At 71.4% G+C, this 24,943-nt stretch carries 22 protein-coding genes; 16 read left to right on the top strand and 6 right to left on the bottom strand.

The genetic code is table 11. From position 1 onward, the window contains the following. Positions 1 to 22 precede the first annotated feature (22 nt). Complete coding sequence (locus tag ACFYY1_RS36255; RefSeq protein WP_388593264.1) at positions 23 to 1,129, top strand: calcium:proton antiporter; 1,107 nt, start codon at positions 23 to 25, stop codon at positions 1,127 to 1,129. A 68-nt stretch (positions 1,130 to 1,197) separates the two neighbouring features. Here ACFYY1_RS36255 and ACFYY1_RS36250 read toward each other — a convergent pair whose 3' ends face one another. Next, entirely contained in the window at positions 1,198 to 3,615 is a 2,418-nt protein-coding gene (locus ACFYY1_RS36250; RefSeq protein WP_388593261.1) for a penicillin acylase family protein, read from the bottom strand. Between the two features lie 150 nt (positions 3,616 to 3,765). On the opposite strand from ACFYY1_RS36250, the gene ACFYY1_RS36245 reads away from it, so the two are divergent. Beyond that, positions 3,766 to 5,265: an acyl-CoA synthetase gene (locus ACFYY1_RS36245; RefSeq protein WP_388593259.1), complete on the top strand. Its 1,500-nt coding sequence runs from the start codon at positions 3,766 to 3,768 to the stop codon at positions 5,263 to 5,265. A 71-nt stretch (positions 5,266 to 5,336) separates the two neighbouring features. On the opposite strand, the gene paaK is transcribed toward ACFYY1_RS36245, so the two are convergent. Continuing rightward, entirely contained in the window at positions 5,337 to 6,638 is a 1,302-nt protein-coding gene (gene paaK / locus ACFYY1_RS36240) for a phenylacetate--CoA ligase PaaK (RefSeq protein WP_388593257.1), read from the bottom strand. 172 nt (positions 6,639 to 6,810) lie between these two features. On the opposite strand from paaK, the gene ACFYY1_RS36235 reads away from it, so the two are divergent. Then, a complete protein-coding gene (locus tag ACFYY1_RS36235; RefSeq protein WP_388593255.1) occupies positions 6,811 to 8,334 on the top strand; it encodes an alpha/beta fold hydrolase in 1,524 nt (507 codons plus the stop codon). A 26-nt stretch (positions 8,335 to 8,360) separates the two neighbouring features. On the opposite strand, the gene ACFYY1_RS36230 is transcribed toward ACFYY1_RS36235, so the two are convergent. Then, entirely contained in the window at positions 8,361 to 9,989 is a 1,629-nt protein-coding gene (locus ACFYY1_RS36230) for an FAD-dependent oxidoreductase (RefSeq protein ID WP_388593253.1), read from the bottom strand. A gap of 268 nt (positions 9,990 to 10,257) precedes the next feature. Between ACFYY1_RS36230 and ACFYY1_RS36225 the strand changes: the two genes are divergently transcribed. The 7 genes from ACFYY1_RS36225 (at position 10,258) to ACFYY1_RS36195 (ending at position 15,566) form a co-directional block, all read left to right on the top strand. Then, positions 10,258 to 11,379, top strand: a complete 1,122-nt coding sequence (locus tag ACFYY1_RS36225; protein WP_388593250.1) for a SchA/CurD-like domain-containing protein — start codon at positions 10,258 to 10,260, stop codon at positions 11,377 to 11,379. Positions 11,380 to 11,455: 76 nt separating this feature from the next. Continuing rightward, complete coding sequence (locus ACFYY1_RS36220) at positions 11,456 to 11,890, top strand: cupin domain-containing protein (RefSeq protein WP_093551855.1); 435 nt, start codon at positions 11,456 to 11,458, stop codon at positions 11,888 to 11,890. Next, positions 11,887 to 13,155, top strand: a complete 1,269-nt coding sequence (locus ACFYY1_RS36215; RefSeq protein ID WP_388593248.1) for a beta-ketoacyl-[acyl-carrier-protein] synthase family protein — start codon at positions 11,887 to 11,889, stop codon at positions 13,153 to 13,155. Before ACFYY1_RS36220 ends, ACFYY1_RS36215 begins: the two co-directional genes overlap by 4 nt. After that, the gene (locus ACFYY1_RS36210) at positions 13,152 to 14,402 is read left to right on the top strand and encodes a beta-ketoacyl synthase N-terminal-like domain-containing protein (RefSeq protein WP_388593246.1); all 1,251 of its coding nucleotides are present in this window, start codon (positions 13,152 to 13,154) and stop codon (positions 14,400 to 14,402) included. The genes ACFYY1_RS36215 and ACFYY1_RS36210 overlap by 4 nt, the downstream gene beginning before the upstream one ends. Before the next feature lie 15 nt (positions 14,403 to 14,417). Continuing rightward, the gene (locus ACFYY1_RS36205) at positions 14,418 to 14,675 is read left to right on the top strand and encodes an acyl carrier protein (RefSeq protein WP_388593245.1); all 258 of its coding nucleotides are present in this window, start codon (positions 14,418 to 14,420) and stop codon (positions 14,673 to 14,675) included. Position 14,676: 1 nt separating this feature from the next. Beyond that, entirely contained in the window at positions 14,677 to 15,156 is a 480-nt protein-coding gene (locus tag ACFYY1_RS36200) for an SRPBCC family protein (RefSeq protein WP_376623805.1), read from the top strand. A gap of 77 nt (positions 15,157 to 15,233) precedes the next feature. Continuing rightward, positions 15,234 to 15,566, top strand: coding sequence for a TcmI family type II polyketide cyclase (locus ACFYY1_RS36195; RefSeq protein WP_356087529.1), 333 nt, complete (start codon positions 15,234 to 15,236; stop codon positions 15,564 to 15,566). 70 nt (positions 15,567 to 15,636) lie between these two features. Here ACFYY1_RS36195 and ACFYY1_RS36190 read toward each other — a convergent pair whose 3' ends face one another. The 3 genes from ACFYY1_RS36190 to ACFYY1_RS36180 all read right to left on the bottom strand — a co-directional run bounded on the left by ACFYY1_RS36190 (position 15,637) and on the right by ACFYY1_RS36180 (position 19,571). After that, on the bottom strand, positions 15,637 to 16,719 hold the full coding sequence (locus ACFYY1_RS36190; RefSeq protein ID WP_388593244.1) for a methyltransferase: 1,083 nt from the start codon (positions 16,717 to 16,719) through the stop codon (positions 15,637 to 15,639). A gap of 35 nt (positions 16,720 to 16,754) precedes the next feature. Beyond that, positions 16,755 to 17,807, bottom strand: coding sequence for a nitrous oxide reductase family maturation protein NosD (locus ACFYY1_RS36185; RefSeq protein ID WP_388593242.1), 1,053 nt, complete (start codon positions 17,805 to 17,807; stop codon positions 16,755 to 16,757). A gap of 135 nt (positions 17,808 to 17,942) precedes the next feature. Then, positions 17,943 to 19,571, bottom strand: a complete 1,629-nt coding sequence (locus tag ACFYY1_RS36180) for an acyl-CoA synthetase (RefSeq protein WP_388593240.1) — start codon at positions 19,569 to 19,571, stop codon at positions 17,943 to 17,945. 166 nt (positions 19,572 to 19,737) lie between these two features. On the opposite strand from ACFYY1_RS36180, the gene ACFYY1_RS36175 reads away from it, so the two are divergent. From ACFYY1_RS36175 to ACFYY1_RS36150, 6 genes are all read left to right on the top strand, one after another. Further along, complete coding sequence (locus ACFYY1_RS36175) at positions 19,738 to 20,538, top strand: crotonase/enoyl-CoA hydratase family protein (RefSeq protein WP_388593239.1); 801 nt, start codon at positions 19,738 to 19,740, stop codon at positions 20,536 to 20,538. 15 nt (positions 20,539 to 20,553) lie between these two features. Further along, positions 20,554 to 21,498 carry a Zn-ribbon domain-containing OB-fold protein gene (locus ACFYY1_RS36170; protein WP_388593238.1) on the top strand — a complete coding sequence of 315 codons (945 nt, stop codon included), beginning with the start codon at positions 20,554 to 20,556 and terminating at the stop codon, positions 21,496 to 21,498. Next, entirely contained in the window at positions 21,499 to 22,551 is a 1,053-nt protein-coding gene (locus ACFYY1_RS36165) for a thiolase domain-containing protein (protein WP_388593235.1), read from the top strand. After that, positions 22,544 to 23,710, top strand: coding sequence for a thiolase domain-containing protein (locus ACFYY1_RS36160; RefSeq protein ID WP_388593233.1), 1,167 nt, complete (start codon positions 22,544 to 22,546; stop codon positions 23,708 to 23,710). The genes ACFYY1_RS36165 and ACFYY1_RS36160 overlap by 8 nt, the downstream gene beginning before the upstream one ends. 102 nt (positions 23,711 to 23,812) lie before the next feature. Further along, the gene (locus ACFYY1_RS36155; protein ID WP_388593230.1) at positions 23,813 to 24,055 is read left to right on the top strand and encodes a DUF397 domain-containing protein; all 243 of its coding nucleotides are present in this window, start codon (positions 23,813 to 23,815) and stop codon (positions 24,053 to 24,055) included. 314 nt (positions 24,056 to 24,369) lie between these two features. Then, the gene (locus tag ACFYY1_RS36150) at positions 24,370 to 24,870 is read left to right on the top strand and encodes a hypothetical protein (protein ID WP_018550733.1); all 501 of its coding nucleotides are present in this window, start codon (positions 24,370 to 24,372) and stop codon (positions 24,868 to 24,870) included. Positions 24,871 to 24,943 lie beyond the last annotated feature (73 nt).

Raw genomic sequence — 24,943 nt, 5'->3', positions numbered from 1 at the left:
CCGCTCTGGCAGGGTGTGGCCCATGAACGCGCTCGCGACGGTCCGGACACTGGCCACCCGGTGGACGGTGGTCGTGCCGGTCGTCGCCGCGCTCGCCCTGGTCTTCAGCTGGGGCCGGGAGCTGCCGGCGTTCGCCGTCGCCGTGGTCGCGCTCTGTCTCGCGGGCGCCGTCCTGGCCGCCGTGCACCACGCCGAGGTCATTGCGCACCGGGTCGGCGAACCGTTCGGATCGCTCGTACTCGCCGTCGCCGTCACCGTGATCGAAGTGGCCCTCATCGTCACGCTGATGGTGGACGGCGGCCCCAAGACGTCCGCGCTCGCCCGGGACACCGTCTTCGCCGCCGTGATGATCACCTGCAACGGCATCGTCGGCCTGTCGCTGCTCGTGGGCGCCGTCCGCAGCCGCGTCGTCGTCTTCAACGCCGAGGGCTCCGGGGCCGCCCTCGCGACCGTCGCCACCCTCGCCACGCTCAGCCTGGTCCTGCCGACCTTCACCGTCGGCAAACCGGGCCCCGAGTTCTCCCCCGCCCAGCTGACCTTCGCCGCCGTCGCCTCGCTCCTCCTGTACGGACTGTTCGTCGCCGTGCAGACGGTGCGGCACCGCGAGTACTTCCTGCCCCTCACGCCCGAGGGCGCGCTCAAACCCGACGAGCACCATGTCGCGCTGCCCGGCCGGGGCGCCACCGCGCTGAGCCTGGTGATGCTGCTGATCGCTCTGGTCGCGGTCGTCGGCGACGCCAAGTCCGTGTCGCCGACCATCGAATCGGGGGTGGAGGCGGCCGGGATGCCCCAGGCGGTGGTCGGTGTCGTCATCGCGCTGCTGGTGCTGCTGCCGGAGACCCTGGCGGCGGTACGGGCCGCCCGCCGCGAACGCGTCCAGACCAGCCTCAATCTCGCCCTCGGCTCGGCGATGGCGAGCATCGGCCTGACCATCCCGGCCATCGCGCTCGCCTCCGTCTGGCTCGACGGACCGCTCCATCTCGGTCTCGGCGCCACCCATATGGTGCTGCTCGCCCTCACCGTGGTGGTCGGCGCGCTGACCGTCGTACCGGGACGGGCCACCCTGCTCCAGGGCGGCGTCCATCTCTCGATCTTCGCCGCGTTCGTCTTCCTCGCGATCAGCCCCTGATTCCTCGTGACCGGTCCCTGTCCGCCCCCACCGGGCGGGCGGACAGGGACCGGTCGCACCGCGAGGAGCTACCGGCGTTCGTGGACCCGTACGATCCGCAGCGCCGGCGAGCGCATGATGTCCTTCTCGCAGAACCGGGACGTCACCCACCGCTCACCCGAGTACAGCTCGGTCTGGTCGCTGTAGTGCGCCGAGCCCGGGTCGGAGGACTGGGAGTACGTGAGCAGGGTGCGTGCCACCGGGCACTTGCCGCCGTTCCAGCCGACCGCCTGGATGTAGCTGGAGCCGGCCGACACCTCCTGGTATCCGCCGGCCGCCGCGTCCCACACCGGCTCCGTCTTGTTCCAGATGCCGAGCGACTCCGTACCCCCGCCGATCGGGATGCGCTTCCCGTTCCGTTCCACCCACTGGTGCCGGCCCAGCGGGGCGTCCGGCGCGATCCCGGCAGTCCGCAGTTCGGCCACCGTGTCGGCGAGCGCCCTGGCGACGCCGGGCGCCGAGGTGTTCAGCGTGTTCGGCGTACCGACCGGATCGGCGGGGGAGAAGGGCACCTTCCACAGCTCGCTCTGCGGGACCGCGGCCGTCACCCTGCGCCAGAACCGGTCGAAGAGCAGCGCGCCCCGGCTGCCGGTGTCGGTCTTCCGGTCCCAGCGCCGCAGCACCTCGCACGCCGCCGACACATCGACCGCCGTGCCGTTGCTGCCGGCCGCGCTGCCGCCGGGCAGCGCCGCGCAGGCCGCCGCCAGGTCCGCGGCGGTCAGATCACCGGCCGGGGCACGGTTCGCGAACTGCTGGCCCTGGAGATCGGCCACGGTGAGCCGGCCCCTCGCCGCCATCGCGGAGACATCCTCGATCGCGCCCCGGGTCCGCATCGAGCGGGGCGTGCCGACCGTGCCGAACACCCGCTCGTACCCGGCCAGCGGCGCGTCCGCGTTGGTCAGCCAGGCGCTGTCGTTGGAGTTCTCCACGTACGGGGCGTCCTTCACGGTGGGCATCCGGCCCGGCCCGAAGATCCCCGGCTGCACGGCGTCCGGGTCCGACCCGATCGCGCAGTCGCTCCTGGAACCGTCCAGCACCGCCAGCCCGGACGCCGGATACGTCGCCCTGCCCAGTGCCGTGGAACACCGCCCCGCGAGCTCGTCCGTGATCCTCGGCAGCACCTGCGACTGCGAGAAGAACGCGTGCCCGGACGCATCGGCGGCGATGGTGTTCACCCACGGCAGCCCCTGGGTACGGCGCAGCGCCGCCTCGATGTCCGCGGTGCTGCGCGCCCGGCCGAGCCCGAGACCGGCGTCCGAGAAACGCAGATTCACCGCGTTGGGGTCATTGAGCGCGTACGCGGTCGTCGTCGTCCAGGGCAGCGGCAGCCCGGTGCCGAGCGAGGTGATGACCGGCCCGTACCGGGTCGAGAACTGGGTGCGGGTCACCGCACCGCCGCCCTTCACCGCGACCGAGACCGTACGCTTCGTCATCCGCTCGGGTCGGCCGTCCACCAGATACACGGTCGGATCGGCCGGATCGAGGGTGAGCTGATGGAGGTTGGCCGGGACACCGGTGGCGACGGTGTGGCTCCACGCGATGTCCGCGTTGTGCCCGATCGAGACGACCGGCGCGCCGAGCAGCGAACCGCCCGCCACGTCCAGCTCGCCGGGAATCGTCTGCTGGGACTGCCAGAACCGCCGCCCGCCCTGCCACGGGTAGTGCGGATTGCCCAGCAGCAGGCCCCGCCCGTTCGCCGTCGTGTCGCCGCGGAACGCCACCGCGTTGGAGCCCATGTCCGCGTTCCGGGTCGACAGCAGCCGCCGGGCCGCGTCCGCCGCGTCGCCCGGCGACGGCACCTCGGGCGTCCCCGCCGCCCCGGTCGGCGGCTGAGCGCCCGTGATGCCGTCGATGCCGCGCCCCTGACCGCCGAGCACCGACAGCGCGTAGCCGCGCGCCACCACGTCCAGCGTCGTCACCGGCCGCACCCAGTCGGCACCCCGGCAGGCCGGGTCGTCGATCCGGTTCTGTGCCAGCCAGGCGTTGTAACCGGCCGCCCAGCCGCGCTCCAGCTCCCTGACAGCACGGCTCTGACCCGCCGGCGCGGGCTCCTTCAGCAGCTTCTCCAGGGTGCGGGCCTCGCGGATCCGGCGGAAGTACAGATCGCTGGAGAGGTTCTTCGTCGCGGCGGACAGCGATCCGTCCGGAGCCGCGTCCGGCCCGAAGTACCTCGACCGCTCGCCGCGCAGCGTCACGAAGCCGTCGGCGAGGGTGCACACCTGGTCGGCGGCCTGGGCCCAGCCGTTGCCGAAACCCAGGTTCGCGTAGTCCTTCGCCACGATGTGCGGGATGCCGTACTCGGTGTACCGGATCGTGGCGGACAGCCCGCCGCCCGCCGGACGGTGGGAGCGCGGGCCGTCGGCCGCGGCGGGCGGCAGCGACGCCGAAACGGTCAACAGCGCGAGGCCGGATATCGCAAGAAGTCTCAGACGGTTGCGGAGCGGCAACGGTCCTCCCAACTGTGCAGGTGCGAAAGGCGGTTGCCCGAGGGTTCGAGCCGCCACGCGCAACTCAGCCAGCACCCTCGCACCCCTGTCAACATCCGCACCGGTGACCAGACCCTTGACCCCCGGGTTCCGGCCGCACAGGATCACGCCATGACAGGTGTACGGAGCAGCACAGTCGACGGAGTCCTGGCCCGGAGCGCCCGGCGCACCCCGGAGCGCACCGCCCTGCGGTACGCGGACAGGTCATGGACGTACGCGGAGCTCGACACCGCCGTGAGCACCGCCGCCGCCGTCCTTGCCGGCGAGCACGGACTGCGCTTTGGCGACCGGGTCGCCTGCTACGCGCACAACTCCGACGCGTATCTGATCGGCTTTCTCGGCTGCGCCCGCGCGGGCCTGGTCCATGTACCGGTCAACCAGAACCTCACCGGCGACGACCTCACGTACCTCCTCGAACAGTCCGGCAGTGCCCTCGTGCTCACCGACCCGGACCTCGCCGACCGGATCCCGGCCGCGTTCCCCGTACGCCCGCTGCGTGACGCCCCCGACTCCCTGCTGGCGGCGACCGCTGCCCCGCGCCCCTTCGTCCCGGAACGCGAGCCGGCCGCGACGGACCTCGTCCAGCTGCTCTACACCTCGGGCACCACCGCGCAGCCCAAGGGCGCGATGATGACCCACGGGGCGCTCGTGCACGAGTACGTCAGCGCCATCACGGCGCTCGACCTGCGCGCCACCGACCGGCCCGTCCACTCGCTGCCGCTCTACCACTCCGCGCAGATGCACGTCTTCCTGCTGCCCTGCCTCGCGGTCGGGGCGCGGAACACCATCCTTGACGCACCCGACGCCGACCGGATCTTCGACCTCGTCGAGACAGGACAGGCCGACAGCGTCTTCGCCCCGCCGACCGTCTGGATCGGCATCTCCCAGCACCCCGGCTTCGCCACCCGCGAACTCGGCGGCCTGCGCAAGGCGTACTACGGCGCGTCGATCATGCCCGTACCCGTACTGGAACGGCTCCGCGAACGGCTGCCCGCGCTCGCCTTCTACAACTGCTTCGGGCAGAGCGAGATCGGCCCGCTCGCCGCCGTCCTCGGACCGGACGAGCACGAGGGCCGGATGGACTCCTGCGGCAGGCCCGTCCTCTTCGTCGAGGCCCGGGTCGTCGACGAGGACGGCAAGGAGGTCCCCGACGGCACGGCCGGCGAAGTGGTCTACCGGTCACCCCAGTTGTGCGAGGGCTACTGGGACAAGCCCGAGGAGACCGCCGAAGCCTTCCGCGACGGCTGGTTCCACTCCGGCGACTTGGCGGTGCGCGACGCCGAGGGCTTCCTCACCGTCGTCGACCGGGTGAAGGACGTCATCAACTCCGGCGGCGTCCTCGTCGCCTCCCGGCAGGTCGAGGACGCCCTCTACACCCACCCCGCCGTCGCCGAGGCCGCGGTCGTCGGACTGCCCGACGAGCGCTGGATCGAGGCCGTCACCGCCGTCGTGGTGCTGCGCGGCGACGCGACGGCGGCCGAACTCATCGACCACGCCCGCGAGCGGCTCGCCCACTTCAAGGCCCCGAAGAAGGTCCTCTTCGTGGACGAACTGCCGCGCAACGCCAGCGGGAAGATCCTCAAGCGGGAGCTGCGCGACCGGTTCGCGTAGGGCCTCTCGTCCGGATCGGGCCGGGCCCGTCCAGCCGAAGGCCCCGGCCGGCGGCGGACGGCCCGGAGCCCTCAGGGCGTGCCCGCACGCCCGTCGCGCTCGTCCACGATCCGCCGGAACTTGCCGACCGACCGCTCCAGCGTCTCGGGATCGACGATCTCCACCCCGACCGACACCCCGATCCCGTCCTTGACGGCCGCCGTGATCGACGCCGCGGCGGCCGTCCGCTGCTCCGGGGTGGCCCCGGCCCGTGCCTCGGCCCGCACGGTCAGCGCGTCGAGACGGCCCTGGCGGGTCAGCCGCAACTGGAAGTGCGGCGCCACCCCCGGGGTGCGCAGCACGATCTCCTCGATCTGCGTCGGGAAGAGGTTCACACCGCGCAGGATCACCAGATCGTCGCTGCGCCCGGTCACCTTCTCCATCCGCCGGAACACCCGCGCCGTGCCCGGCAGCAGCCGGGTCAGGTCCCGCGTCCGGTAGCGGATCACCGGCATGGCCTCCTTGGTGAGCGAGGTGAAGACCAGCTCGCCCTCCTCGCCCTCGGGCAGCACCTCACCGGTGAACGGGTCGACGATCTCGGGATAGAAGTGGTCCTCCCAGATGTGCAGCCCGTCCTTCGTCTCGACACATTCCTGCGCCACACCGGGCCCCATCACCTCCGAGAGCCCGTATATGTCGACGGCGTCGATGGCGAACCGCTCCTCGATCTCGCGCCGCATCTCCTGTGTCCACGGCTCGGCACCGAAGATCCCGACCTTCAGGGAGGTCGACCGCGGATCGACACCTTGCCGTTCGAACTCGTCGAGCAGGGTCAGCATGTACGACGGGGTCACCATGATGATCTCGGGACGGAAGTCCTGGATCAGCTGCACCTGGCGGGCGGTCATGCCCCCCGAGGCGGGAATGACCGTGCAGCCGAGCCGCTCCGCCCCGTAGTGCGCGCCGAGCCCGCCGGTGAACAGCCCGTATCCGTACGCCACATGGACCTTCTGACCGGGGCGCCCGCCGGCGGCCCGGATGGAGCGGGCGACCACGTCGGCCCAGGTGTCCAGGTCCCGCTGGGTGTAGCCGACGACGGTCGGACGGCCCGTCGTCCCGCTGGACGCGTGGATCCGGCGCACCTGCTCCTCGGGTACGGCGAACATGCCGAAGGGGTAGTTGTCCCGCAGGTCGGCCTTGGTCGTGAAGGGGAAGCGGGCGAGATCGGCGAGCGTACGACAGTCGTCCGGGCGCAGCCCGGCCCGGTCGAACGCGGCCCGGTAGTGGCCGACGTTCTCGTACGCGTGGTGCAGCGTGGCCCGCAGCCGTTCCAGCTGGAGCGCTTCCAGCTCGTCCCGGCCCAGCCGTTCCGCCTGGTCCAGCGCAGACGTCATCGGGATCTCCCTCCTCCGAGCAGGCGACCGATCATTCGGTCGATCTTTCGGTAGCAGTAATTCAGTATGTTCCGCCCGATGGCAAGAGGGGCGACGCGGCTGATCCACATCGGGGCTTCGCTCATACCGAACACGGCTGCGCCGCCCGTCGGGCGCTGTTTGGATGGCGGGCATGCCGATCTTCCACGCATACGACGGGACCGAACTCGCCTACCGCCTTCTCGGGAAGGGCGCACCGCTGATCTGCCTGCCCGGCGGGCCGATGCGGGCCGGTGCGTACCTCGGGGACCTCGGCGGCCTCTGCGCCCGGCGCCGGCTCGTGGTGCCGGATCTGCGCGGCACCGGGGGCTCCGCCGTACCGCAGGACCCGTCGAGCTACCGCTGCGACCGGCTGGTCGACGACGTCGAGGCGCTGCGCGAACACCTCGGCGAGGAACGTATCGACCTGCTCGCCCACTCCGCCTCCGGCAATCTGGCCGCGCTGTACGCCGCCAGGTACCCGGAGCGGATCCGTACGCTCACGCTCGTCACCCCCGGCACCCGGGCGGTCGGCATCGACGTCACCGACCAGGACTGGCGCGAGGCGAGTGAACTACGGCGCGACGAACCCTGGTTCGCGCAGGCGCGGGCCGCCCTGGACGACCTCCTCGCCGGTCGCGCCCCCGGCCAGGTCCGCGCCGCGGTCGCACCGTTCGCCTACGGGCGCTGGGACGATGCCGCCCGTGCCCATGCCGCCGAGGCGGCCGCACAGACCAACTCCGGGGCCGGCTCGGTCTATTACCAGGACGGCGTCTTCGATCCGCCCGCCACGAACGCCGCGCTGGCGGCGGTCACCGCACCGGTGCTCGTCCTCGCGGGGGAGTACGACGCGGGACCGACACCGGACCGCGCCGCCGAACTGGTCGCCCTCTTCCCCGACGCCGAGTTCGTCGTGCAGCGCGGCGCCGCGCACTTCCCCTGGCTGGACGACCCGGGCGCCTTCGTCCGTACGGTGGAGGCGTTCCTCGACCCGGAGGTGCACAGCGTGCACGCCGGTGGCATCCGGCTCGCCCACCGGGTGTGGGGAGACCCGGCGGCGCCCCCCGTCGTGCTCGCCCACGGCCGCTGCGACAACAGCGGGACCTGGACCGAGGTCGCAGAACGCCTCGCCTCCCGACACCGGGTGTACGCCTTCGACTTCCGGGGCCACGGACTCAGCGACTGGCCCGGCCGCTACTCCTTCGAGCTGTTCCGGGACGATCTGCACGCCTTCCTGGAGGCACGCAATCTGGCGGGGGCCACCGTGATCGGCCACTCCATGGGCGCCGCTGCCGCCTGTCTGCTCGCCGAGCGGGAACCCGGGCTGATCGGCCGGCTCGTCCTGGAGGAGATGCCACCGCCGTTCCCGCTCGATCCGCCCCGCCCCCTCGCCGAACGGCCCGACGGCGAACTCGACTTCGACTGGGCCCTGGTGCCGTCGACCGATGCCCAGCTCAACGAGCCCGATCCCGCCTGGGCGGAACGGCTCGGCGGGATCACCGCCCCCACCCTCGTCATCGGCGGCGGCCCCACCAGCCAGGTCGCCCAGGAAAGCCTGGCCTGGCTGGCGGGGCGGATACCGGACGGCCGGTTCGTCACCATCGACGCCGGACACCTCGTCCATACCGACCGGCCGGAAGAATTCCTCTCGGCGCTACGGGCGTTCGGCCTGTCCTGAGCCCGCCGCCGGCGCCGCCGGCCAGGTCAGGAGCGGTGCAGCAGAGTGGTCAGGACCTCGTGCAGGGTGCTCTCGGCATCCGCCGCGGGGCCCGTGGCCCGCCAGGCCACGAAGCCGTCCGGACGCACCAGCACGGCGCCCTGGGCCGTGGTGCCGTGGAGCTCGGCCCAGTCCGCGCCGTTCTCCGGCTCCAGATCGGCGCCCGCACCGATGCCGTACGCCTGGAGCCGCACCGAGAGCCGGTCGGCGACCCGTGCCGCGGCCCGCCGCCAGTCCACGTCCGCACCGTCGGTGAGCAGCACGAGCGTGTGTTCGTACAGATCGAGTGTGGACTTGCGCTCACCGCCCTGATGGACCCACAGATGCGGTGCGCGACTACCAGGTTCACCGTTCAACTGCACGCCCTGCGGCACCACCGGCTGCTCGGGGTCGGTGCCCAGCACCGCGCCGCGGACATAGCGGTAGCCCAGCGCCACGCTGAGCATGCCGCCCTGCTTCCCGCCGCCCACGCCCGGCGCCGCCGAGTACCCCGGGTGGCTGTGCTCGCTGGAGCGCGCCGATGCCCGCCGGCTCGTCGCCCGCGCCACCGGCAGCCGCTCCGCCTCGTAGGTGTCCAGCAGGCCGGGGCCCGCCTCGCCCTTCAGCACGGCGGCGAGCTTCCACGCCAGGTTGTGCGCGTCCTGGATGCCGGTGTTGGAGCCGAACGCGCCGGTGGGGGACATCTCGTGCGCCGAGTCACCGGCGAGGAAGACCCGGCCGGACGAGTAACGCTCGGCGACCCGCTCCGCGGCGTGCCACGGTGCCTTCCCGGTGATCTCGATGTCGATCCCCGGCGCGCCGACCGCGGTGCGGATGTGCTCGGCACACCGCTCGTCGGTGAAGTCCTCCATGGTTTCGCCGAGTTGGGGCTGCCACGGCGCGTGGAACACCCAGTCCTTCTTGTTGTCGACCGGCAACAGGGCACCGTCCGCTGCCGGGTTGGTCAGATAGCAGACGATGAACCGCCGGTCACCCAGCACATCGGCCAGCTGCCGGGAGCGGAAGGTGATGCTGACGTTGTGGAACAGGTCGCCGGGACCCGTACGGTCGATGCGCAGCTGCTCACGGATGGGGCTGCGCGGGCCGTCGGCCGCGACGAGGTAGTCCGCGCGCACCCTGATGTGCTCGCCGGTCTCCCGGTTCTTCAGCGCCGCGTCCACCCCTGACGGGTCCTGGTCGAAGCTCTGCATCTCGGTGGAGAACCGCAGGTCACCGCCCTGTTTCCGGGCCTGCTCCATCAGCACCGGCTCCAGGTCGTTCTGGCTGCACAGGCACCAGCCGGTCGGGCTGAACCGGGCGATCCCGCCCCCCGGGTCGATCTCCTTGAACAGCCACTCCTGATCGTCCCCGGTGAGTGAACCGGCCTGCAGGATGCCGTGGTTGTCGGCGAGGACCGAGGCTGCCCGCCGGATGCCCGGCTCGGCGCCCGCCGCACGGAACACCTCCATCGTGCGGACGTTGTTGCCGCGGCCGCGCGGGTGCGTGGAGGTGGACCGGTGCTTCTCGACCAGCAGGTGCTCGATCCCGAGCCGGCCGAGGAATAGCGAGGTGGACAGGCCCACCAGGGAGCCGCCCACGATGAGGACCGGTACGCGGATGTCGACGTTCTCGTTCATCAGTTGCTCCAGCTCGGAGACCTTTCGGATGCAATGTTCAATGCCCTGGTGAGAGCGGTTCGGACGCCTGCTCACCTGAACGGTTCATAAATCTCGCGCCGCCCGGACCAGCGTTTCACGATCGGTCACGGAGACGACGCCCGCGGCCCAGGGGGCGGACCGATCACATCCGCCGGGAGAGTCCCCGCTCCGAATCCACTCGCCAACCGACGGTTGACGGCGTGCCACCCGGTACGGCCGGCGAACCGTCCTCGAAGGAGATCGAAAGATGACCACCACCCTCTCGGAACGGATCTCCCAGTCCGCCTTCGACGGTTCCCGGCTGCGCGTCGTGCTGCTGCTGGACCTCTACGACGGTGCCCAGAAGGAGTTCCTGGAGGCGTACGAGCACCTGCGCAACCAGGTGGCATCCGTTCCCGGGCACATCAGCGACCAGCTGTGCCAGTCCATCGAGAACCCCTCCCAGTGGCTGATCACCAGCGAATGGGACAGCGCACCCCCGTTCCTCGCCTGGGTGAACAGCGAGGAGCACGTCGCCACGGTCCAGCCGCTGCACAACTGCGTGCGCGACACCAGGTCGCTGCGGTTCAGCGTGCTGCGGGAGACCGGGAAGGCCTTCGAGATGGCTCCCGAGCCGGCCAAGGGCCGCCTCCAGGCGTCCCCGCGCCTGGGCGACGGCGTGGTGCGCCACGCGCTCACCTTCACCGTCAAGCCGGGCACCGAGGACATCGTGGCCAAGATCCTCGCCGACTACGACTCCCCCAACGCACGGGTCGACGAGGACACCCGACTGCGCCGTACCTCGCTCTTCATGCACGGAAACCGCGTCGTGCGGGCCGTCGAGGTCGAGGGCGACCTGCTCGCCGCCCTGCGCCACGTCGCCCGGCAGCCCGAGGTCAGGGCCGTCGAGGAGGCTATCAACCCGTATCTGGAGCAGGACCGGGACCTCAGCGACCCGGACTCCGCCCGGATGTTCTTCACCCGGGCGGCGCTCCCCACCGTCCACCACGTGACCGCCGGCCGGCACAAGGCCGAGGACGTCCGCCGCCACGCGCTCTTCTACCAGGCCAAGGAGGGCTGCGGCATGGCACTCGCCCGGCTCCTGGCCGAGCACGACGAGGAGGCGGCCGACGACCCGGCGAGCATCATCGACAGCAGCACCATCTTCCAGCGCGACGACGTCGTCGTCCGCCTCCTCGAAGCGGTCGAACCCATCGACGCCCAGCCCGCCCAGGCGGTGGGCATCGACGGCACCGGCAAGGTGGCAAGGCTCGGGCGTCTCCTCGACGGCGGGAACAACGCCGTGCCCACGGACGAGCGGGGCATCTCGCGCTTCCTCACGCAGTCCGAGATGACCCTGATCACCGATCGGCGGGCCATGGAGTCCTGAACCGCGCATCCGCACCCTGGGGGGTTCTCGCTCAACCCGTCAATACAACGCGCAATGCGCCAGGAGGAAAGCAGTCATGACCATGCACCGGCCACGCATCGTGGACCTCAGTGAGACGCAGCCCAACCGCAGGCGCGGAGGAGACCTGCGCGCCATGCTCACGCCGACAGCGGTGGGAGCCACCAGTGGCTTCATGGGGCTGGCGATCGTCCAGCCCGGCGACCGCATCGGCGAGCACTACCACCCGTACTCGGAGGAGTTCGTGTACGTCGTGAACGGGCTGCTGGAAGTGGACCTGGACGGTGAACCGCACCGGATGCGGCCCGACCAGGGCCTGCTGATCCCTCCCCATGTACGCCACCGATTCCGCAACGTGGGCGACGTCGAGGCCCGCATGGTCTTCCACCTCGGCCCGCTCGCCCCGCGCCCCGAACTCGGCCACGTCGACACCGAGCACACCGAATCCGCCGACCGTGTCGCACCGCCGGAACGAACGGAGGCCGCTTCATGACCCGCCGCGTGGCGGTCACCGGTGTCGGTGTCGTCGCCCCGGGCGGCATCGGCGTACCGGCCTTCTGGGACCTCCTCGCGAACGGACGCACCGCAACCCGGGGCATCACGCTCTTCGACCCGGCCGGCTTCCGCTCCCGGATCGCCGCCGAGTGCGACTTCGACCCGGCGGCGCACGGCCTGGACGCCGGCACCGTCGACCGGTCGGACCGCTACATCCAGTTCGCGATGGTGGCGGCCAGGGAGGCCCTCGGCGACGCGGGCCTCGACCCGGAGAAGGTGGACCCCTGGCGCATGGGGGTGTCGCTGGGCACCGCGGTCGGCGGTACCACCCGGCTGGAGCACGACTACGTCGCGGTCAGCGAGAGCGGTACGCGCTGGGACGTCGACCACCGGCCGGCCGGCCCGCACCTGGAGCGGGCCTTCTCACCCAGCTCGCTCGCCTCGGCGGTCGCCGAGCAGGTCGGTGCGCACGGCCCGGTGCAGACCGTCTCCACAGGCTGCACCTCCGGCCTCGACGCGATCGGGTACGCCTTCCAGTCCATCGAGGAGGGCCGCGTCGACGTGTGCGTCGCCGGGGCGTCCGACTCACCGATCACCCCGATCACCGTGGCGTGCTTCGACGCGATCAAGGCCACCTCGGCGAACAACGACGACCCGGAGCACGCCTCCCGGCCGTTCGACGCCCGCCGCGACGGCTTCGTCATGGGCGAAGGCGGCGCGGTCCTCGTCCTGGAGGAGCTGGAACACGCCCGTGCCCGCGGTGCCACCGTGTACTGCGAGATCGCGGGCTACGCCACCTTCGGCAACGCCTACCACATGACCGGGCTGACCCCCGAGGGCCTGGAGATGGCCGAGGCGATCAACCGGGCGCTGGGCCACGCCCGCATCGACGGCTCGCAGATCGACTACGTCAACGCGCACGGCTCGGGCACCAAGCAGAACGACCGGCACGAGACCGCCGCCGTGAAGCGGGCACTGGGCGCGCACGCCTTCGACACCCCGATGAGTTCGATCAAGTCCATGGTCGGCCACTCGCTGGGGGCGATCGGGGCGATAGAAATCGCGGCCTGCGTACTCGCCCTGGAGCACCAGACGGTGCCGCCGACGGCGAACTACGAGAGGCCCGACCCCGAGTGCGACCTCGACTACGTGCCCCGCACCGCACGCCCGATGAAGCTGCGCAGCGTCCTCTCGGTGGGCAGCGGCTTCGGCGGCTTCCAGTCCGCGGTCGCCCTGACCCGCACAGGTGGGAGGACACCATGAGAACCCGCAAAGCCCGGCGCACCGTCGTCACCGGCATCGGTGTGGTCGCCCCCAACGGCAACAACACCGAGGCATTCTGGAAGCGGACGCACGAAGGAATGAGCGTCCTGGACCGGGTCACCCGCGAGGGCTGCGAACACCTGCCCCTGCGGGTCGCGGGCGAAGTGCGGGGATTCGAGCCGGTCGAGCTGATCGAGGAGCGCTTCCTCGTCCAGACCGACAAGTTCACGCACTTCGCGATGGCCGCCGCGGACATCGCGCTGGACGACGCCCGGCTCGGCCGCGCCGACTACGAGGACTCACCCTTCGACGTCGGCGTCGTCACCGCGGCCGGGTCCGGCGGCGGAGAGTTCGGCCAGCGTGAACTCCAGCGGCTGTGGGGACAGGGCTCCAGCTATGTGGGCCCCTACCAGTCCATCGCCTGGTTCTACGCGGCCAGCACCGGCCAGATCTCGATCCGCGGCGGCTTCAAGGGGCCGTGCGCGGTCGTGGCCAGCGACGAGGCCGGCGGTCTGGACGCGCTGGCGCACGCCGCCCGTTCGATCCGGGGCGGCACCGAGGCGGTGGTGGTCGGCGCGGCCGAGGCCCCGCTGGCGCCCTACTCGGTCGTCTGCCAGCTCGGGTACGACGACCTGAGCACCGTCGAGGACCCCACCCACGCCTACCGGCCGTTCACCTCGGGAGCCTGCGGCTTCGTGCCGGCCGAGGGCGGCGCCATGCTGGTGGTCGAGGAGGAGCAGTCGGCACGCCGGCGCGGCGCCAGGGTACGGGCCGAACTCGCCGGGCACGCCGCCACGTTCACCGGAGCGGCCAGGTGGGAGGAGTCCCGGGAGGGCCTCGCCCAGGCGATCATCGGCGCCCTGCGGGAGGCCGACTGCGCGCCGGACGAGATCGACGTCGTCTTCGCGGACGCCCTCGGCGTACCCGCGGCCGACCACGCCGAGGCACTGGCGATCGCCGACGCGCTCGGCGCGCACGGCAAGCGGGTCCCGGTGACGGCGCCCAAGACCGGGATAGGGCGAGCGTACTGCGGTGCACCGGTGCTGGACGCGGCCGCAGCGGTGCTCTCCATGGAGAACGCGCTCATACCGCCCACACCGAACGTCTTCGAGGTGTGCCACGACCTCGATGTCGTCACCGGCTGCGCCCGCCCCGCCGAACTGCGGACGGCGCTGGTGCTCAGCCGCGGGCTCATGGGCTCGAACGCCGCGATCGTGCTGCGGTGCTCCACCGACCCCCGAACGTGAGAAGGAGAAGTCCTCATGACCGACCGACTGACCTACGCGGAACTCGCCGTCCTGATGAAGAAGGGCGCCGGAGTCTCCGTCGACCCGCTCGACATGGAGCAGCGCCCCGGTTCGGCCTTCGACGAGTACGGCCTGGACTCGCTGGGCCTCCTCGGCATCGTCGGTGTGCTGGAGAACCGGCACGGCCGGCCGCTGCCGGCCGACGCGGACCGTTGCAAGACCCCGCAGGAATTCCTCGACCTCGTCAACAACAGCCTCATGACAGGAGCCTGAAGTGCCCGGACACACCGAGAACGAGATCACCATCGCCGCCCCCCTGGACCTGGTCTGGGACGTGACGAACGACCTGGAGAACTGGCCGCGGCTGTTCAGCGAGTACGCCGCGGTCGAGATCATCGAGCGGGACGGCGACAGCACCACCTTCCGGCTGACGATGCACCCCGACGAGAACGGCAAGGTGTGGAGCTGGGTCTCCGAGCGGACCGTGGACCGAGGTGGGCGCACGGTCCGCGCCCGTCGTGTGGAGCCCGGTCCGTTCCAGCACATGAACATCCGGTGGGAGTACTCCGAGGTGCCCGGCGGCACGAAGATGCACTGGACCCAGGACTTCGCGATGCGTCCCGACGCACCTGTCGACGACGCCTGGATGACCGACAACATCAACCGCAACTCCAAGGTCCAGATGGAGCTGATCCGGGACAAGATCGAGCAGCGTGACCGGGAGCGCCGTACCGCCTCGGTCGGGGCCAACTGACCCGCCATCCGCCCACGGCCCGCCACCCGCCCCCTCGGGGCCGGGTGGCGGGCCGGGAACCAGAAAGGCATCTCCCGATGCACCACGCTCTGATCGTCGCCCGGATGGCACCGGGTTCGGCGCCGGACATCGCCGAACTGTTCGCGGCCTCCGACAGCGGCGAACTGCCCCATCTCGTCGGCGTGACCAGGCGCAAGCTCTTCCAGTTCGGCGACGTGTATCTGCACCTGATCGAGTCGGAGCAGCCGCCGGGCCCCGAGATCGCGAAGGTGACCGAGCACCCCGAGTTCCGGGACATCAGCGACAAGCTCACCGCCTACGTCAGCGCGTACGACCCGAAGACCTGGCGGAGCCCCAAGGACGCCATGGCCCACGAGTTCTACACGTGGGAGCGCGGCACCCCCGCCTGAGACGGACGATCGCCCCGGGTCCGGCCGAGAGGCCGGGCCCGGGGCGATTCGCATGCCCGGGGAGGGGAGGTCAGCCGGGGACCACGCACTCGAACGCGTCCAAGTAGGGGTTGACCGCGACGATGTCGCCGATCAGCAGCCCGGCGTCCGAGATCCGGGTGACCAGGCTCTCCCTGGTGTGCTTCGCGCCGCCGACATTCAGGAGCAGCAACAGGTCCATCGCGGTGGTGAACCGCATCGAGGGGGTGTCGTCGACGAGGTTCTCGATGACGACGACCCGGGCGCCCGGCCGGGCCGCCGCGATCACATTGCGCAGCGTCCTGCGGGTGCTCTCGTCGTCCCACTCCAGGATGTTCTTGATGATGTAGAGATCGGCGTCGACGGGGATGGCCTCACGGCAGTCCCCGGCGACGATCCGGGTCCGGTCCACCAGCGCGCCCTCGTCCCGCAGCCGCGCGTCCGCGCGGGCCACCACGCCCGGCAGATCCATCAGCGTGCCGTGCAGCGAGGGGTCCTTCTCCAGCAGGCTCGCCAGTACGTGCCCCTGGCCGCCGCCGATGTCGGCGACCGTGGACACCCCGGTGAGGTCCAGGAGTTCGGCGACGTCCAGCGCGGACTGCATGCTGGAGGTGGTCATCGCACGGTTGAAGATCTGTGCGGACTCGTGGGCCTCCTGGTGGAGGTAGTCGAAGAAACCCTTGCCGTGCACGTCGGCGAAGACGCTCTTGCCGGTGCGCACCGCGTCGTCGAGGCGCGGCCAGACGTCCCAGGTCCAGGGCTCGGTGCACCACAACGAGATGTCGCGCAGGCTGTGGGGGTCGTCCTTGCGCAGCAGGCGGGACATCTCCGTGTGGGCGAACTGCCCGTCCGGGGTCTCCGCGAAGATCCCGTAGCAGGACAGGGCGCGCAACAGCCGTCGCAGCGGCGCCGGCTCGGCGTTCACCAGCGCCGCGAGGTCCTGCGCCGTGGCGGGCGTCTCGCCCAGCGCGTCGGCGACGCCCAGGCGGGCGGCGGCGCGCACGGCGGCGGCCCTGGCCGCGCCGAAGACCAGCTCACGCAGTTGCATGGCCGGCTGCGGGGGAGCGACGGGGTGCGGGAGGGCGGCGTGTACGGGGGAGGGAGTGGGGGGCGGGGTGGGGCTCACAGTGGTCATGCTGTCTCGCTTCTCCTCGTGCGGGGGTGCACCGGTCAGCACATGCCGGCCGGCGCGGACTTGGCACAGACGTTGTCGGCGAAGGTGTTGTTCTTGCCGGTGTCCCCATTGGCGAGGTCGGCCGGCTTGTTGCCGAGCACGACGTTGCCGCTGATGGTGTTGCCGGTGTTCTTCGTGCCGACGAAGCTCTTGAACAGGACGACACCGCCGGACATCGGGGTGGTGCCGGAGTTGTCGCGGATGGTGTTCGAGCGCACCTTGGTGTCCGCGGCCCCGGTGAGTACGAGGCCGGAGCCCTGGAGGGCCGACAGCCGCTCGGTCGCGGAGCAGAACTTGTTGTTGCCGGTGATCTTGTTGGACTCGATGGTCATGGCGCCGGCCTGCGGCTTTCCTTCGTCGCCCACGACGAACACACCGGTGCAGTTGCCGGAGACGCTGTTGTCGTGGACCGACAGGTTCCGGACCCGCCTGGCGGTGAATCCGATCCGGTTGTCCTTCAGCGCGTTGTCCCGGACCTCGGTGCCCCGGGTGTCGGTGGCACCGCCCTCCTCGTCGACGGTGTTCGCGACGAAGATGCCGGCGTCGCCGTTGGCACGGGCGGTGTTGCCGATGAACGCGCCGCGGGTGGAGCGCTCCTGGGCGATGCCCCAGACACCGTTGTGCTCGGAGGTGACCCGGCGCACGGTCAGCCGGTCCGTCCAGGAGGCCCAGACGCCGTTCTTCTTGAACCCGGAGAGGGTCAGCGATTCGACGCGGACGCCGTCGACGGTCTTGCCCGACCGGCCCTGGACGCAGATTCCGCTGCCGGCCTTCGCGCAGGTGTCGGCGGCTTTCGTGGCCGGCCGGAGCACGGTCCTGGTGCCGGAGCCGCGCAGCGTCAGGTCGGGCTTGGTGACCAGGACGCTCTCCCGGTACGTGCCGGGCAGCAGGACGATGGTGTCACCCGGCTGGGCGGCGTCCACGGCCTTCTGGATCGACTCGCCAGGACGGACCTCGTGCGAGTCCGTGGCCGAGGCGGAGGACATTCCGCACCCCGCGGCCGAGAGGACGATGATCGGGACAAATGCCCTGATGTTTCGTTTCTTCATGAGTAGAAGCTATGGGCGATCTCCCCCTGTTGCCACATAGCGTGAGCTGACGGGTTCGGAGCGTGCCCGAATGGGTGACGCGGGCTCCGCCGCCGGGTGACCGGGCCCGGTCCGCCCGCGCGGCCGGGCCCGCCCTCACTCCCCGGATCCGGGTCGTGGTGCGACGACCGAGCGGGCCCACCGGTAGTCGGCCTTGCCGCTCGGTGAGCGCTGGATCCGGTCGGCGATCACCAGCCGGCGAGGGATCTTGTAGCCCGCCAGCCGGGTCCGGCAGTGGGTCTGGAGATCGTCGAGCGTGGGCTCGGCCACCCCCTCGCGCAGTTGCACCACCGCCGCGACGCGATTGCCCCACCGCTCGTCGGGCACCGCTGCGACCAGTGCGTCGTACACGTCCGGATGGGCCTTCAGCGCCTGCTCGACCTCCTCGGGGTACACCTTCTCGCCCCCGGTGTTGATGCACTGCGAGCCGCGGCCGAGGACCGTGACGATGCCCTCCTCGTCGACCGTCGCCATGTCCCCGAGCAGGACCCATCGCTCGTCGCCCCGCCGGAAGAAGGTCTCCGCGGTCTTTGCGGGGTCGTTGTAGTAGCCGAGCGGCACGTGCCCGCGCTGGGCGAGCCGTCCCGGCTCACCCGGAGCCACCGGCTCGTACGTCGCCGGATCGACCACCGCAGTACGGGAGTTGACACGGAGCCGGAAGCCGTTCTCCGGGCCCGAGTCGGCCGTCGCCGTGCCGTTGAACCCGGACTCCGACGAGCCGAAGTTGTTCAGCAGCATCACCGTCGGCACCAGTTCCTGGAACTCGGCGCGCACCGAGTCCGACATGATCGCGCCCGAACTGGACACCGAGAACAGCGAGGAGCAGTCGGTGCCCTTCAGTGGGCCCCTCAGTGCGTCGATCAGCGGTCGCAGCATCGCGTCCCCCACCAGCGACACGCTGGTGACCTTCTCCTTCTCGATCGTACGGAGCACCTCCTCGGGCACGAACTTGCGGTGCACCACGACCCGCTGCCCGAAGTTGAAACCGATGAAGGCGGTGAGCGTCGAGGTGCCGTGCATCAGCGGCGGGGTGGGGAAGAAGGTGATGCCGTCACCGCCCGCGGCGACCCGTTCGGCCAGCTCCTGCGGGGACTTCACCGGCTCGCCGGTGGGCGCGCCCCCGCCGAGGCCGGAGAAGAAGAGGTCCTCCTGGCGCCACATCACACCCTTGGGCATTCCGGTGGTGCCACCGGTGTAGATGATGAACTGGTCGTCGGCCGACCGCGGCGGGAACCCGCGCTCCGGGCTGCCGGACGCCTCGGCATCGGTGAGGGCGACGGCGTCCGGGCCGCGCCCCCCCGCCTCCGGCGCTCCCACCCGTACGAGATGGCGCAGGCCCGGGGCCTTCGGCGCGGCGGCCGCGACCCGCTCGTCGAACTCGGCGTCGAAGACCAGTGCGGCCAGATCCGCGTCACGGTAGAGGTAGATCAACTCCTCTTCCACGTAACGGTAGTTCACGTTGACCGGGACGATCCGGGCCTTCAGGCAGGCCAGCACGGTCTGGAGGTACTCCACCCCGTTGTAGAGGTGCAGCCCCAGATGCTCGCCCGGAGTGATGCCCGCCTCGATCAGGTGGTGGGCCAGCCGGTTGGCCGCCGCGTCCAGCTCCGCGTACGTCAGCCGGCGCTCCGCGCCCGTGCCGGGACGGTCGACGTACACGAGCGCCTCGCGTTCCGGGACCGCGTCGACGACCGACTCGAACAGGTCGGCAAGGTTGTACTCCACCGTTCCTCCTGACCCCGGAAGCTGACTGGCTCGGCGGTCATTAGAGCGCCGGGAGGCGCAACTGGGAAGGGGTGCCGCGAGGAAATCTGACTAGCTGTCAGAAAACTATTGAACTGGGCCACCACCTACTGCAACCTGTTCTAGGTCTTTAGACGGGAGGCGGACAATGGGTGGTACGGAACACCTCGACGTGCGGCGCGAGGGCGCCACGCTGGTGCTCACCCTGAACAGGCCGGAGGCGAAGAACGCCCTGTCCCTGCCGATGCTGGTCGGGCTCCACGACGGCTGGCTGGCGGCGGACGAGGACGACGGCATCCGCTCGGTGGTCCTCACCGGCGCGGGCGGCTGCTTCTGCGCCGGCATGGACCTCAAGGCCCTGGCGGGCAAGGGAATGGAGGGCGAGCAGTACCGGGACCGGATGACCGCCGACCCCGATCTGCACTGGAAGGCGATGCTGCGCCACCACCGCCCCCGCAAACCGGTCATCGCCGCCGTGGAGGGCCACTGCGTCGCGGGCGGCACCGAGATCCTCCAGGGCACCGACATCCGGATCGCCGGGGCGGGCGCCACCTTCGGGCTCTTCGAGGTGCAGCGCGGGCTCTTCCCCATCGGCGGCTCGACGGTCCGGCTGCCGCGCCAGATCGCCCGGACCCACGCGCTCGAAATGCTCCTGACCGGGCGTGCGTACAGCGCCGAGGAGGCCGCCGGCATCGGGCTGATCGGCCGGGTCGTCCCCGACGGCACGGCACTGGAGGAGGCCCTCGCCGTCGCCGAACGCATCAATGCCTGCGGACCGCTCGCCGTCGAGGCCGTCAAGGCGTCCGTGTACGAGACCGCCGAGATGACCGAGACCGAGGGGCTGGCCGCCGAACTCAAGCGCGGCTGGCCGGTGTTCGCGACCGAAGACGCCAAGGAAGGCGCCCGCGCCTTCGCCGAGAAGCGCCCGCCCGTCTACCGGCGCGCCTGAGCCGAGGAGTCAACCGTGCCCGAAGCCCTCAGCGCACCGCTGGTGGTCGAATTCCCCTTCACCCGCTCCCTGGGGCCGGTGCAGAGCGCCTTCCTCACCGGACTGCGCGAACGCACCGTCCTCGGCGTGCACACCGCCGACAGAAAGGTCCTGGTCCCGCCCGTCGAGTACGACCCCGTCACCGCGGAGGAACTCCGCGAACTGACCGAGGTCGCCGCCACCGGCACCGTCACCACCTGGGCCTGGAACCCCGCCCCCCGCCCCGCCCAGCCCCTCACCACCCCCTTCGCCTGGGTCCTGGTCCGGCTCGACGGCGCCGACACCGCACTGCTGCACGCACTCGACGCCCCCGGCCCCGACGCCGTGCACAGCGGCATGCGGGTACGGATCCGCTGGGCCGCCGAACGCACCGGCGCGATCACCGACATCGCCTGCTTCGAGCCGTACGACGGCGGTGACACCGGGCGATCGGCCCCGCACGACGGCGAGTTCACCGACCCCGTCACCGGCATCGTCACCCCGGCCCGGCTCGACTACCGGTACACCCCCGGCCGCGCCCAGAGCGCCTACCTCGGCGCACTCTCCCGGCAGCACATCGTCGGCGAGCGCTGCCCGTCCTGCCACAAGGTGTACGTACCGCCCCGCGGCGCCTGCCCCACCTGTGGTGTCGCCACCACCGAACAGGTCGAGGTCGGCCCGCGCGGCACCGTCACCACGTTCTGCATCGTCAACATCAAGGCCAAGAACCTCGACATCGAAGTCCCCTACGTCTACGCGCACGTCGCGCTCGACGGCGCGGACCTCGCACTGCACGCCCGGATCGGCGGCATCCCGTACGACCAGGTACGCATGGGCCTGCGCGTCGAACCCGTGTGGACCGAGGACGGGCGGCACCCCGATCACTACCGGCCGACCGGCGAGCCGGACGCCGACTACGACGCGTACAAGGAGCTGCTCTAGATGCGAGACGTGGCGATCGTCGCCTTCGCGCAGACCGACCATCTGCGGCAGACCGACGAACTCTCCGAAGTCGAGATGCTGATGCCCGTCCTCCACCAGGTCCTCGGCGCGACCGGGCTCAGGGCGAGTGACATCGGCTTCACCTGCTCCGGCTCCAGCGACTACCTCGCGGGCCGGGCCTTCTCCTTCACCATGGCGCTCGACGGCGTCGGCGCCAACCCGCCGATCTCCGAGTCCCACGTGGAGATGGACGGGGCCTGGGCGCTGTACGAGGCCTGGGTGAAGATCCAGACGGGCCAGGCGGACACCGCGCTCGTCTACTCCTACGGGAAGTCCTCGCCCGGCCAGGTGCGCGACGTCCTCACCCGCCAGCTCGACCCGTACTACGTCGGCCCGCTCTGGCCGGACTCCGTGGCGCTCGCCGCCCTCCAGGCCCAGGCGCTGATCGACGCGGGCGACACGGACGAGGCCGCGCTCGCTGCGATCGCCCACCGCAGCCGCACCGCCGCCGCGGACAACCCGCACGCCCAGCTCAAGGGGCCGGTCCCGGCCGGCGACTACCTCGTGCAGCCGCTGCGCACCGGCGACTGCCCGCCGATCGGCGACGGCGCGGCAGCCGTGATCCTCGCCGCCGGTGACACCGCACGGGCCCTGTGCCCCCGCCCCGCCTGGATCCGCGGCATCGACCACCGCATCGAGGCCCACTCCCTCGGTGTGCGGGAGCTGACCGACTCACCGTCCACCCGGATCGCCGCGACCCGCGCCGGGTTCTTCGAACGGCCCGTGGACACCGCCGAGTTGCATGCACCGTTCACCTCCCAGGAGGTGGTGCTGCGCAAGGCGCTCCGGCTCGACGACAGTGTCGACGTCAATCCCTCCGGCGGCGCGCTCGCCGCCAACCCCGTCATGGCCACCGGGCTGATCCGCCTCGGCGAGGCCGCTGCCCGCATCCACCGCGGCGAGTCCGACCGGGCACTCGCCCACGCCACCTCCGGGCCCTGCCTGCAGCAGAACCTGGTCGCCGTCCTCGAAGGGGAGAGCGCTCATGCCTGAGGAGCCCGTGGCCGTCGTCGGCATCGGCCAGACGAAGCATGTGGCCGCACGCCAGGACGTCTCCATCGCCGGACTCGTCCGCGAGGCCGCCGTCCGCGCACTGGAGGACGCGGCCCTGACCTGGGCGGACATCGACGCCGTCGTCATCGGCAAGGCCCCCGACTTCTTCGAGGGCCTGATGATGCCGGAGCTCTATCTCGCCGACGCCCTCGGCGCGGTCGGCAAACCGATGCTCCGGGTGCACACCGCGGGCTCGGTCGGCGGCTCCACCGCGCTGGTCGCCGCCAATCTGGTCTCCGCGCGGGTGCACCGCACCGTCCTCACCCTCGCCTTCGAGAAGCAGTCCGAGTCCAACGCCATGTGGGGGCTCTCGCTGCCCATCCCGTTCCAGCAGCCGCTGCTGGCCGGAGCGGGCGGCTTCTTCGCCCCGCACGTACGGGCGTACATGCGCCGGACCGGGGCGCCGGACACGGTCGGCTCCCTCGTCGCGTACAAGGACCGCCGCAACGCGCTCAAGAATCCCTACGCGCACATCCACGACCCGGACATCACCCTGGAGAAGGTCCGCTCGGCACCGATGCTCTGGGACCCGATCCGCTACTCGGAGACCTGCCCCTCCTCCGACGGGGCCTGCGCGATGGTCCTCACCGACCGTGCCGGGGCGGCCCGTTCACCGCAACCGCCCGCCTGGGTGCACGGCGGCGCGATGCGCAGCGAGCCGACCCTCTTCGCGGGGAAGGACTTCGTCTCGCCGCGGGCGGGCCGCGACTGCGCCGCCGATGTGTACCGGCAGGCGGGCATCAGCGACCCGCGGCGGGAGATCGACGCCGTGGAGATGTACGTGCCCTTTTCCTGGTACGAGCCGATGTGGCTGGAGAACCTGGGCTTCGCCGACGAGGGGGAGGGCTGGAAGCTCACCGAGTCCGGTGTCACCGAGCTCGACGGCGACCTGCCGGTGAACCCGTCGGGCGGCGTGCTCTCCACCAATCCCATCGGCGCCTCCGGCATGATCCGCTTCGCCGAGGCCGCGTTGCAGGTACGGGGGCAGGCGGGCGCACACCAGGTGGCGGGGGCCCGGAAGGCGCTCGGCCACGCCTACGGGGGCGGGGCGCAGTTCTTCGCCATGTGGCTGGTCGGAGCCGAGCCGCCCAGCAGCTGACACCGGTCGGTCCCGGGCCGGCGGAAGCCCCCTTCGCGCCCTGTCCGGGACTGCCGGGGGTGGCTACCCTTTGGCCCGGGACGACAAGTGGGAGGAGCCGAAGTGGCGGAGCGCACCACGGCCCAGCACCCCTTCGCGGGCTGGGACAAGCCGGATCTCGACCTCGGCAACGCGCAGTGGAGGTCGGGCAGTCAGGGCGTGGGGGACGTCCAGATCGCCTTCGTCGAGGGATTCATCGCGATGCGCAACGCGGGGAAACCCGGCAGCCCGTCGATCGTCTTCACCCCGGCCGAATGGCGTGCCTTCGTGGTGAACGCACGCGACGGCGAGTTCGACCTGACCTGAGGGCGCGCCGCGGCCTGACACGACGCGGTTCCGGGGCCGGGGCCGGCCGGGGGCTCCGGACCGCGACCCGTCGACCCGTGATCACCCGACCGGCGGCACGGCGGGACGGAAAGCGGCCGGCGGGGCCGCGCACCGAGGGTGGCGCGGTCGCCGCGAGCGGTGAACGTGATCTCCGCACGCGGCCGAGCCGGACCGCGGCCGGGGCCGGACCCCGGCCGCGGAATTCTCCCCGGAGCCGGCCCGCGTCCGCTCCGGGGCCCCGGCCTGCGCGGACCCGGCTCCGCAAGGTGAGCCCGGACACGTAACATGTCTGCATGTCCTTCCTCCGCCGCCGTAGCGCCGCCACCCCCGCGGGCCCCGACTTCGACGTCCTGGCCATGGACCCGGGCGACTGGCCCGGAAACCTCGGCGCCGGTCTGCTGCCCGCTCCCGACGGAAGCTGTCAGGGCGTCTTCCTGCGCTACGACCTGTTCGGCGGCCGCGGCCCCGCGATGATCATCGGCAACCTCCCGGAGGGCTCGCCCGCCCGCGAGACCGAGGAGGGCCAGGTCCCGTTCGAGGTCGCCCAGCTGCTGCTCGCGCTGGAGAACGACGAGCCGGTCGAGGTCACCGGCACGGAGGACATGCCCGTGATGCAGGGCGACAACCTGCTGATCGTGCGCCGCGTCAAGCTCTCCGAGAGCCGGATCTCCTGCGTCCAGTTCGACCGCAGCGACGGTGTGCTGGTCACCATCGCCAGCTGGGACCGGCCGATCACCGACGACCTGTACACCCTGCTCAAGCCACTGCCCGCCGAGCTGTTCCAGCAGGGCTGACTTCACACCGCTCGCAGGCCGCCCGCAGGTACCGGGCGGCTGCGGGGGCGCACCCGCCGACATCCGTCCAAGT

The sequence above is a fragment of the Streptomyces sp. NPDC001890 genome (assembly GCF_042891445.1).
Taxonomy (GTDB): domain Bacteria; phylum Actinomycetota; class Actinomycetes; order Streptomycetales; family Streptomycetaceae; genus Streptomyces.
The sequence above is the reverse complement of the archived record's forward strand: the minus strand, read 5'-3'. Positions and strand labels throughout refer to the sequence as shown.